General features: G+C 63.1%; 11 protein-coding genes. 4 read left to right on the top strand and 7 right to left on the bottom strand.

Annotation, left to right across the window (positions count from 1 at the left end; genetic code table 11):
- Positions 1 to 321: 321 nt before the first annotated feature.
- The 3 genes from V2L18_RS23160 to V2L18_RS23170 form a co-directional block, all read right to left on the bottom strand.
- Complete coding sequence (locus V2L18_RS23160) at positions 322 to 1,359, bottom strand: TRAP transporter substrate-binding protein (protein WP_336180722.1); 1,038 nt, start codon at positions 1,357 to 1,359, stop codon at positions 322 to 324.
- A 192-nt stretch (positions 1,360 to 1,551) separates the two neighbouring features.
- On the bottom strand, positions 1,552 to 2,040 hold the full coding sequence (locus V2L18_RS23165; protein ID WP_336180723.1) for a MarR family winged helix-turn-helix transcriptional regulator: 489 nt from the start codon (positions 2,038 to 2,040) through the stop codon (positions 1,552 to 1,554).
- A gap of 24 nt (positions 2,041 to 2,064) precedes the next feature.
- On the bottom strand, positions 2,065 to 2,865 hold the full coding sequence (locus tag V2L18_RS23170) for a crotonase/enoyl-CoA hydratase family protein (protein ID WP_336180724.1): 801 nt from the start codon (positions 2,863 to 2,865) through the stop codon (positions 2,065 to 2,067).
- A gap of 643 nt (positions 2,866 to 3,508) precedes the next feature.
- Between V2L18_RS23170 and V2L18_RS23175 the strand changes: the two genes are divergently transcribed.
- From V2L18_RS23175 to V2L18_RS23185, 3 genes are all read left to right on the top strand, one after another.
- Complete coding sequence (locus tag V2L18_RS23175) at positions 3,509 to 4,057, top strand: TRAP transporter small permease (RefSeq protein WP_336180725.1); 549 nt, start codon at positions 3,509 to 3,511, stop codon at positions 4,055 to 4,057.
- A complete protein-coding gene (locus V2L18_RS23180) occupies positions 4,054 to 5,346 on the top strand; it encodes a TRAP transporter large permease (protein WP_336180726.1) in 1,293 nt (430 codons plus the stop codon). The genes V2L18_RS23175 and V2L18_RS23180 overlap by 4 nt, the downstream gene beginning before the upstream one ends.
- A gap of 118 nt (positions 5,347 to 5,464) precedes the next feature.
- A complete protein-coding gene (locus V2L18_RS23185) occupies positions 5,465 to 6,664 on the top strand; it encodes a lytic murein transglycosylase (RefSeq protein WP_336180727.1) in 1,200 nt (399 codons plus the stop codon).
- 33 nt (positions 6,665 to 6,697) lie between these two features.
- Here V2L18_RS23185 and V2L18_RS23190 read toward each other — a convergent pair whose 3' ends face one another.
- The 4 genes from V2L18_RS23190 to V2L18_RS23205 all read right to left on the bottom strand — a co-directional run bounded on the left by V2L18_RS23190 (position 6,698) and on the right by V2L18_RS23205 (position 9,424).
- Complete coding sequence (locus tag V2L18_RS23190; protein ID WP_336180728.1) at positions 6,698 to 7,870, bottom strand: M20 aminoacylase family protein; 1,173 nt, start codon at positions 7,868 to 7,870, stop codon at positions 6,698 to 6,700.
- 127 nt (positions 7,871 to 7,997) lie between these two features.
- On the bottom strand, positions 7,998 to 8,666 hold the full coding sequence (locus V2L18_RS23195; protein ID WP_336180732.1) for a methyltransferase: 669 nt from the start codon (positions 8,664 to 8,666) through the stop codon (positions 7,998 to 8,000).
- Positions 8,667 to 8,707: 41 nt separating this feature from the next.
- Entirely contained in the window at positions 8,708 to 9,133 is a 426-nt protein-coding gene (locus V2L18_RS23200; protein WP_336180729.1) for an EVE domain-containing protein, read from the bottom strand.
- 3 nt (positions 9,134 to 9,136) lie between these two features.
- Complete coding sequence (locus V2L18_RS23205; RefSeq protein WP_336180730.1) at positions 9,137 to 9,424, bottom strand: YciI-like protein; 288 nt, start codon at positions 9,422 to 9,424, stop codon at positions 9,137 to 9,139.
- 386 nt (positions 9,425 to 9,810) lie between these two features.
- Here V2L18_RS23205 and V2L18_RS23210 point away from each other — a divergent pair, with 386 nt between their 5' ends.
- Complete coding sequence (locus V2L18_RS23210) at positions 9,811 to 10,626, top strand: hypothetical protein (RefSeq protein WP_336180731.1); 816 nt, start codon at positions 9,811 to 9,813, stop codon at positions 10,624 to 10,626.
- Positions 10,627 to 10,685 lie beyond the last annotated feature (59 nt).

The raw sequence follows: 10,685 nt of genomic DNA on the forward strand, positions 1-10,685 counted from the left end.
GCTTTCGTCATAAAAAATTCAAGCAAGCGAGCGCGCTTCAAATCTTATGATTTGATTAACCATACTTTTGTGGAAATGACGGTACGGCTTCGGCCATTTCAAGCCATTTTCGCGCTGAGCGCACCGATCGTCGTCTGTGGATTATGCGAGAGCCTCACCGACGATGACACCCGCCGTGGTCCGGATTTCACGGCCAGCCGGGGGCCAGGGAATTTCCTGCACGCAATTGATGCCTGCTTAATTATTCACCATTCTCTCCGACCGGCGAGAGCGCCCCGCGACACCGCGCGGGGCACTCACATCATCGATCAGCGGCCAACCCTATTGATCGGCGTATTTGGCGATCATCGATCGGGCATCGTCAATCAGCGCCTGCCCGTCGAAGCCCTTGCCGTCCATCGCCTTCACCCAATCTGCAACGACAGGCTCGGAGGCGGTTTTCCAGCGTCCCACCTCTTCAGGGTCGAGCGTGACGATCTCATTGCCCCGCTTGACCGCCAATTCCCGCCCGTGCGCGTCGCCCTCGTCCATCACACGACCGAACTGCCGCGACAATTCCAGGCCGGAATTGTCGTCGATCACCTTCTTCAGATCGTCGGGCAGCCCGTCGTAGGCGTCCTTGTTCATCGCAAAAACGAAGAAGGCCGTGTAGAGGCCGCGCGGCCCCGCAAATTCGGTGTGGCTGTCGACGAGTTCGGTGATGCGCAGCGGCCGGGTCACCTCCCAGGGAATGACGGTGCCATCGATGACGCCTTTCGACAGGGCTTCCGGCGCCGCGGTCACGGGCATGCCGACAGGCGATGCGCCCAAGCGCGCAAGCAGGTCGTTGACGATCCGGGACGGGCCACGCAGACGCTTGCCCTTGATGTCCTCCAGCTTCGTGACCGCTTTGCCGCGCATATGAAGCACTCCCGGCCCATGAACGTGGACCGCGAGGACATGCGTGTCAGCATATTCGTCGCGAAGATGCTTTTCATAGAACTCCCAGGCGGCCGCAGACGTTGCTTCCGCGCTCTGCGCCGTCATGAAGGGAAGCTCGAACGTCTCCGATTTCGCAAAGCGACCCGGCGCATACCCGGACAGCGTCCAGGTCAGTTCGACCACGCCGTCCTTGACCTGATCGTAGAGCGCGGGCGGCTTGCCGCCGAGCTGCATCGCCGGGAAATGCTGGACCTTGATGCGCCCGCCGGATTCGGCCTCGATCTTGTCGGCCCACGGTTTCAGTACCTTGGCCGGAATATCGGCCTGCGGCGGCAGCATCTGATGCAGCTTGAGCGTCACGTCCTGGGCATTTGCCGCGTGGACGAACCCGATGAGCGCGGCGCCGGCAATACCGGCGCGCACGATCCGCATGTTCATAATGTCATCCTCCCAAATATACGGGCCGTCCGGCGCATGATGCGCCTGTCCCGCGGACCCCGCGCCTCCCCGCGCAGGATCCCACCGCCACTCTAGCGAATTCTGTTCTGGCAGTTAACAATTTTGATGGAGAATGTTCATCGGGGTCCGCCGTCCAGACCTGCCCGGAGCCCAGACGCCCGGCGACGGCCGTCACATGATGCGGGCAAGCAGATTGCGCAACGTCGCCTGTTCCGAACCGGTCAGAGATCCGAGAACCCGCGCCTCGTGCTTGCGGATGGCCTCGACGGCGGCATCGCGCAAACGTCGTCCCGCAAGGGTCGCCCGCAGCGCATAGGCCCGGCGGTCGCCCGGCACGCGGTGCCGGCCGATGAGTTCGCGGTCTTCCAGATGATCGACGATCAGCACCACCCCGGAGCGTTCGATGGCAAGCGCGCGGGCAAGCTGGCTCTGACTGATATCCGGATTGTCGACGATGATGGTGAGTGCGGAAAACGTCCCGGGCCTCAGGCCCAGGTGTTCGAGGCTCGCCACGAAATCGGAATGAATGGTCATGTAGGTGCGCTTCATCGCGTATCCGATGAAACTGGAAAGCACACCGGGATCGATCTCGCCCGACGTATCGATCTTCTCCACCTGCACCTTGTCCGTCATCACCGTCTTCCGGTCTTTCGTTGCCATGTCGTCACTTTCGTTGCCGTATCGTCAACCGAACCGCGGCTGACGCTTTTCGAGGAAGGCCTTGAGACCCTCGCGCGCGTCGTCGCTCGTCTGAGACAGCGCGGCACACAGGCTTTCGGCAAAAAGCCCGTCCCCGCGCGACATATCGTCGATACGCGACAGCGCCTGGATGACGATGTAGTTCGACAGCGGCGCATTGCCGGCAATGGTGCGCGCCAGCGACAGCGCCTGATCGCGGGCCCCGCCCGGTTCGCTCAGGTAATGGGCAAGCCCGAGGGCCAGCCCCTCCTCTGCCCCGTACTTGCGACCCGTCAGCATCATTTCCACCATGCGATCCGGCCCGAGAATCCGACCAATGCGCACCGAGGCGCCGCCCCCGACAAAGATCCCGCGCCGCCCCTCGGGAAGCTGGAAGATCGTAGACGGATCCGCCACCCGCACATGCGCGGCTGCGGCGAGTTCCAGCCCGCCGCCCATGACAGCCCCCTCAAGTGCCGCCACGACCGGAAGCCCTCCGAACTGGATCATGTCCATTACCGAATGCCAGTGACGAGAGTGCTTCATCACTTCCGGTGCCGGGCGCGACACGTGCTCCGACAAATCGAGGCCGGCGGAGAAATGTCCGCCCGAGCCGGACAGCAGCGCAACGGCGACGCCTTCCGGCGGCGCAGCGAAAAAGGCTCTGAGTTCCTCGATCAGGACATCATTGAGGGCGTTGCGCTTGTCCGGGCGCTGCAAGGTCAGGTGTGCGATCCCGTCCTCGACATGAATGGTGAGCGGACCGCTTTCCGTTTCGGCCTTCCCGGCCACCCCAATCTTCGCCATCTGGCATCTCTCTCCCGATCATCAAGGCTTTTCCGCCGGCGGGTTGCCGCCGTCGCAGCCCCATCCCTTGCCCGTTTTCGCTCGATTGTAAATCGAAAATACTGTTCTTGCATTGAACAAAACAACACGTATCGCTTGCCCGCGCCCGCCGTCATGCTGTTAACATGTGTTCCATTCGCCGGTGGAGGCCTTGCCCTTAGACGCACGCGCGAGGGGGTGGGAAGAGGAGCCCGCGCCACCATGAAGGCGGAAAAGGAAACAGCGCACCTGACAACAGGCGGGCGCGCGGACTGGAGCGGATCGGGACAGAGCGGAAATCGCCCATGCGCCCGGCCCCGCATTCAGGCAGGGAATTTGGAGCAACGATCCGAGAGGACGTGAACAGGATCGGCTCCCTGGGAGGACAGCGGATGCAGACGACATGGCCGTTCCGGCGAAAAGCCGGCAGACGAAGGACGACCGCACACGTATATCCGGCGCCATGTGGCCGGGACAGGCGCCCCGCGACGCCGACAGTCGGCAGATGACTCCCCCACGCATCCCCCGACCTTGCACCTGCCGCCGTCGTTGCCGCTGACGAGCCTTGCGTCGAACATCGCGCCCGGGGCACGACGACCGCCTTTCCAGCCACGAGTACGCATCCATGAAATCACCGGTTCTCACCTTGCCGGCCCGGCTCGAACGGATCTCCACGCGGATCGAGCAGATCGCCGGCCTGTTCCTGGCCGCAATCACCATTATTGTCACCGCCTCTGCCATCGGCCGCTATGTGCTCTCCATGCCGATCCCCGATGCCTTCGACGTTTCCCGTCTCATGATGGGTGTTGCCGTGCTGTGGGGCCTCGCAAGCGTCGGCTACCGCGGCTCCCACATCAAGGTGGACCTGCTGGCGGAAATCCTGCCCGCGCGGATCCGGCGCTGGATCGACATCTTCGCGTGGCTGGTCCTGCTCGTATTCAGCTGCCTTTTCGCATGGATGCTGTTGTCGCGGGTGCAGAGCTACTACGCCTCCGCACAGGTCACCTCCGACCTGCGCATGCCGCTCTGGCCGTTCTTCGCCCTGATGTGGCTGGGCGTGACGGCCTCCGTCCTCACGGTGTTCCTGCGCATCGTGCTGATGCTGGTCGATCCGCGAAGAGGCCTGGAACATTACGAGCGATTGGACGACGAAACGAAGGAAGACGCCCGATGAGCCCCGCCGATTTCGTCGCCCTTGCAGGCTTCATCGCCCTCTTTGCCATGATCGCGTTGCGCGTCCCTGTGGGCGTCGCGATGGGGCTCGTCGGCGTTGGCGGTTTTGCTGCCATGACGCGACTGGAGACCGGGCTCAACCTGCTTGCCATTTCTCCCGCGCGCACGGTCACCGACTTCAATCTCACCCTCATCCCGATGTTCATCCTGATGGGCGTTCTGGCGACCAATTCGGGCATGTCGGGTGAGCTGTTCCGAGCCGGTCAGGCCTGGCTCGGCCGCTATCGCGGCGGACTGGCGCTGGCCACCATCGGCGCCTGTTCCGGCTTTGCGGCGATCTGCGGATCCTCCGTGGCGACGGCCGCCACGATGAGCAAGATCGCCCTGCCCGAGATGCGCCGCTTCGGCTATTCCGACGACGTCGCAACGGGCGTCATCGCCGCCGGCGGCACGCTGGGCATCCTGATCCCGCCCTCCGTCGTTCTCGTCATCTACGGGTTCATCACGGAGCAGGACGTCGGCAAGCTTTTCGTGGCGGGCATCATTCCCGGCCTTCTTGCCGTCTTCCTCTACATGGCGACTGTGAGGCTCGCCTATGGCAGCAGCCTGCCTGCCGGCAATTCCGTCAGCTGGTCGGAGCGCTTCGCCTCCATCCGCGGGATCTGGGCTGTCATTCTCCTCTTCGTGGCGATCATCGGCGGCATCTATGCCGGCGCCGTTACGCCCACCGAAGCCGCAGCCGCCGGCGCCTTCATCACCGGGCTCATCGGCGTGCTGCGCGGCCGCCTCAACGCCCGCTCGCTGATGCACTGCCTGATAGAGGCGCTGAGGACCACGGTCGCTATCTTCACCGTGCTGATCGGCGCCCTCCTCTTCGGCTATTTCCTCACCATCACCCAGACGCCGCAGAAGATCACCTCGTTCCTGATCGGCCTCGATCTCGGCAACTATGGCACCCTCGTCGTCATCCTCGCGTTCTTCGTCGTGCTGGGCTGCATTCTCGATGCCATGGCGATGATCATTCTGCTGGTACCGATTGTCTTTCCCGTCGTCACCCAGCTCGGCTTCGATCCGATCTGGTTCGGCATCATCATCGTCATGACGGTGGAACTCGGCCTCATCACCCCGCCGGTCGGCATGAACGTCTTTGTCATCAATTCGATCGCGCCGGACACAAACCTCTTCGGCATCTTTAGGGGCGTCCTGCCCTTCGTGCTGATCGATGTTTTTCGCCTGGCGCTTCTCGTCGCCTTCCCCGCGATCGTGTTGTGGTTGCCGCAAACGATGTGAGCGAGCGGCCGAGGCAAGACGGCAACGGCAAGGCGGCAACGGAATGCCGCCGTAACGCCGCAATGACATACGATTCTCCCCGCTCCAGGATCGGCGCCTTCGGGGGGATTACAGCAACATGACCAGGACACGCATTGCGGGGAGGATGGCGGCCGCGCTCATCGCCGTCACGATGGCGACGTTTCCGGCCGCGGCCGCCTCGCTCAAATCATGCGTGGAGGGCCTGCGCCGCGATGCGGAGCGCGCCGGAATACCGGATTCGATCACCGGGCGGGCGCTCGCCAATGTTGCCTATGACGAGAAGGCCGTTCGCTTCTCGCGCACCCAGCCGGAATACAAGACCGAGATCTGGGACTATATGGCCTTTCTGGTCGATCTGGAGCGTATTCAGGACGGCCGCGCCCAGATGAAACGTCACAGGACGACGCTTGCCCAGGTCCAGAAACGCATCGGCGTCGACCAGTACATCGTCGCAGCGCTCTGGGGCGTCGAGACCGATTACGGCCGCAAGAAGGGCGACTTCTTCATTCCGCATGCGCTTGCCAACGTCATCTGCCTTTCAGGCCGACGGGCGGACTATTTCAAGGGCGAGCTGATCGCGGCACTGAAGATCGTGGCGGATGGCGACATCCGCCTGAAGGATCTCAACGGTTCCTGGGCCGGCGCCTTCGGCCAGACGCAGTTCATGCCCTCGACCTACCGCCGTCTCGCGGTCGATTTCGATGGCGACGGGCACAAGGACCTCGTCAACTCCAGCGCGGACGCGCTGGCATCCGCCGCCAACTACCTGAAGAAGGCCGGCTGGAACAACCGCCTGCCCTGGGGCTTCGAAGTCCGTCTGCCCAAGGGCTACGACGGCCCGTCGGGGCGCCGGAAACGGGCCACGCTCGAAAGCTGGGCAAGGCGCGGTATCACCCATATCAACGGGGCCCGGCTGAAGGGCGATTATTCCGCTGGCCTGTTGCTGCCGGCGGGCCGCAACGGCCCGGCGTTCCTGGTGACCAGCAACTTCGACGCGCTCTATTCCTACAATGTCGCGGAATCCTACGCGCTCGCCATCGGCCACCTGTCGGACCGCCTGCGCGGCCACGGCCCGCTGGAAGCGAGATGGCCGACAGACGATCCGGGCCTGTCGCGCGCGCAGCGCCTCGACCTGCAAAGACGACTGATGGTCAACGGCTACAATATCGGACAACCAGACGGCCTGATCGGCCCCCTCACGCAGGATGCCATTCGCAAGGCGGAGATCCGTCACGGGATGGAACCCACGGGGCGTCCGGGCACGAAGATCTATCGCGCGCTCGGCGGGACGAAATAGGTTCGGTTCCCGCCGCCGCGACACGCTCCCCGTCTACCCCGCGATGGGCATCGCCTTTTCCACCAGCTTCACCCAGTAGGAGCAACCGAAGGGAATGGCCGCATCATCGAAATCGTAACGGGGATGATGCAGGTCCGCGGAGGCGCCGTTGCCGATGAAGATATAGGCCCCCGGCCGCTCCTCCAGCATGAAGGAGAAATCCTCGCCGGCCATCATCGGCACGCAATCCGGATCGACCTTCCCCTCTCCGGCGACGGCCTTGGCGACCTCGGCGGCAAAGCCGGCCCGCTCGGCGTCGTTCACCGTCACCGGATAGTTGCGGCGGTAATCAAGGGTCGCGCTGCCGCCAAAACCCTTTGCGATGGAGGGGACGAGTTCCTGCATCCGGGCCTCGACCTGATCGCGCACCTCGGGGCTCAGCGTGCGCACGGTTCCCCGCAGAATCACGCGCTCGGGAATGATGTTGTAGGCGGTCCCCGCCACAAGTTGCGTGACCGAAACGACGGCCTGGTTCATCGGATCCACATTGCGCGACACGATGGTCTGAAGCGCGAGGACAAGAGAGGAGCCAATGACGATCGGATCGACCGTCTCCTGCGGCTTGGCCGCGTGGCCGCCGCGCCCGGTGATGACGATCTCGTACATGTCGGCCGCCGCCATGATGCCGCCCGGGCGCATCGCGAATTCGCCGACCGGCAAGCCGGGATAGTTGTGCATGCCGTAGACTTCTTCGATCCCCCACCGGGTCATCAGGCCGTCATCGATCATGGCTTGCGCGCCGGCGCCGCCTTCTTCCGCCGGCTGGAAGATCATGATGGCCGTACCGTCGAAGTTGCGGGTCTCGGCGAGGTACTTTGCGGCGCCGAGCAGCATGGCGGTATGCCCATCGTGACCGCAGGCATGCATCTTGCCGGAAACCTGGGAAGCGTAAGGCTTGCCGGTTTCCTCCTCGATCGGCAGCGCGTCCATGTCGGCGCGCAGACCGATCGTCTTGCCAGCCCCGCCATTGCGCCCCTTGATCACGCCGACAACACCGGTCTTGCCGACGCCCGTCACGACCTCGTCGACCCCGAACTCCTGAAGCTTCCCGGCAACCATCGCCGACGTGCGCACCGTGTCGTAGAGCAATTCGGGATTGTTGTGCAGGTCACGACGCCAGGCGGTGATCTCATCGGCGAGTTCTGCGAAACGGTTGACGATCGGCATGGGGATCCTCGGTACTGGTTGGCACGGGCGACCCGTGAAAGCGGGCATTTCACGCTGCGGCGCCCCGCTGCGCAAGTCCCGGTCACGCACTTTTTTTGAGCCGCAATGCCACCACCTTACGCGGCTGCTATCCGGCAGCCGGCGCCTTGAGCCGGTAGACACCGGTTCGCTTGATCTCCGAATCCTCCAGGGCACGCGTCACGGGGACTTCGAAAACGGCAAGCAACTCAAGCCGCTCGCGCGGGAGATAAGAGCGACCGGGATCGCCGACCAGAACAAGGGCCCCCGTCTCGCGCACCCGGTCTGCCCACGCCAGCACCTTCTCCGCCATGGGCTTCTCATAGAACACATCGCCGCACACCAGCAGATCGCAGGCAGGAGGCGCTTCAATGGTCACATCGCGGCCCTCAACGGCAACCTCGACCTCATTCGCGGCCGCATTGAGCGAAATGGCGGATACCGCGAAGGGGTCGATGTCGCTGGCGGTCACGCAGGCAGCCCCGGCGCGCCGTGCCGCAATCGCCACGAGCCCCGAGCCGGATGCAAAGTCGTAGACGCGCTTGCCGCGCACCAGTTCGGGCGTATCGAGAATGTGGCGCGCAAGCGCCTGCCCACCGGCCCAGGCAAAGGCCCAGAAAGGTGGCGGCAGACCGATCTCCGACAGTTCTTCTTCCGTCCGGGTCCACAGGTCTATTGCCTCGTGTGCCAGATGAAGCGAGATTTCCGGCGCATGCGGCACCGGAAGAAGCGTTGTGTTGGCGCGGATAAAGGCACGACGACCCTCGTCATCGCGCAAGGCGCCTCGGGCAGCGCTGGAAATGTCCTCCTGGGCTGTCGTCAAGGCAGCTCCTTCAATCCACCCATCTCGCAGACGATCTTCCACTCCTCCTCTGTGACAGGCTGCACCGACAACCGCATGGAGGTGACGAGCGACATCTTCGCCAGTCGTGGCTCGGCCTTCACGTCGGCGAGCGTCACCGGTTTCGGCATGTCGCACACGGCCTTGATGTCCACGCATTCCCAGCGCGGATCATCCGTGGTGCTGTCAGGATGGGCGAGCGCGCAGACCTCGACGATGCCGACGACCTCCTTGCCCTCGTTGGAGTGATAGAAGAAGCCTTTGTCGCCGATCTTCATGGCCCGCATATTGTTGCGGGCCTGGTAGTTGCGGACCCCGTCCCACTGCTCGCCCGCCTCGCCCCGGGCCTTCTGCATGTCCCAGGACCATTTGAACGGTTCCGACTTGAAGAGCCAGTACGCCACGTCTTACGCCTCCGGGTTCTTGACGGCCCAGACCCAGGGCCGGGCCTCCACCGCCGAGAAAAGCCCGGCCTTCGCATAAGGGTCGCGGTCGGCGATGGCGAGCGCGGCATCCTCGTCCGCCGCCTCCACCATGACCATCGATCCGCACGGCTTGCCGTCCTCGCCGAGAAAGGGACCGGCGAATTTCAGCGCATCGCCGAGACTTTCGAGAAAGGCCAGATGATCGGGGCGAGTGTCGAGCCGCACCTGCAGATGGCCCGGCTTGTCAGTGCACATGAGGGCAAAGAGCATGGAAATCTCCCGATGAGTGTCGGGCCACACGCTAGAGCAAGCGGCGCGTTCGTGGAATCACCTGCATGCAGAAAAGTTGTTCGCGGCCGATGGACCCGTGGGGACTGCAGGGATCGCGCGCCAACGCCGCACCACTCTCTCTACCGTCATCAGTCGGCGCAGTCCGGGTGATCTATCGCGGGTGGCGACAGAAGGGCCCCCCTGCGACGTTTCCTCGTTCAGTAACGTCAATGGATTGCCCGGCGAAGGCCGGGCAATGACGGATGAGAGACCTCGGCAAGACCGCCACCCGAATCTCACGCATGCCCACGCCCCGAAACCCGTTTGTCACCTCCCCGCCCGCCCTCTATGAAGAAATGCGCAGAAATGAATTTTCAGGGGGCATCATGTTCAAGGCCATTCTCAAGGGCAGCGTGCTGCTGTGCTTTTCGAACTTCGAAAATCTCATCAAGGCGGCCGGGGCGTGGACTGCTATCCTGTTTATCTTCGATTTCATCGCCCAGATGGCCGGTTTCGATCCCTGGGAGATGAACGATCAGCCGATGATGCAAGATTCGGCCGATTTCGTATTCTTCTCGCTCACGAGCGCTGTCGTCCAGCTCATCGCAGCCTCGTCGGTCGCTGTCGCCTGGCACCGTTTCGCACTTCTAGGCGAGCGCCCCGCCACAATCCATCTGCGCTTTGGACGTCCGGAATGGCGATACTTCCTCTATTCACTGCTGTTCTGCCTCTTCATGCTGGCGGTACTGGCCGCCGTCGGCCTGATGATTGGATTTGTGGTGTTAATCGCATTCGGTTTCACCATCAGCAACGACGCCATCACTGTCTTCGACGTGCTTTTCCTGATCGGGCTTGTCTTCACAGCCCCCTTCTTCGCGCGCGCCGGATTGATGTTGCCCGCCGCCGCTGTCGATCAACCCCTGGGACCCTTCCGAGCCCTTCAGTTCGGCAAGGGATTCGGCTGGGCGATGGTTTTCGCGTTTACCGTGCTGTTCATCCCCTTCCTCTTGCTTAGTATTTTGTTCTTATTCGTCATGACATTGTTCAGCGCGATCCTTCCGCAACTGGTCGTTGGCCTGCAACTCGTGCTACTGCTGGGGCTGGAACAGATGGTCCTAACGATCCTGCTGCTCTCTGTGGTGACTATCACCTATGCCTATGCGCGCGAGCGGGAGGAAGCGGGCGGCCGACCGGACGCATGAAGTCAGTGACCTCCACCAGAGGTGGAGGTTTGAGACGCTGCGCTTGAACCACTGGAAGT

The organism is Breoghania sp. JC706 (assembly GCF_037026715.1).
In the GTDB taxonomy this organism is placed as follows: domain Bacteria; phylum Pseudomonadota; class Alphaproteobacteria; order Rhizobiales; family Stappiaceae; genus Breoghania.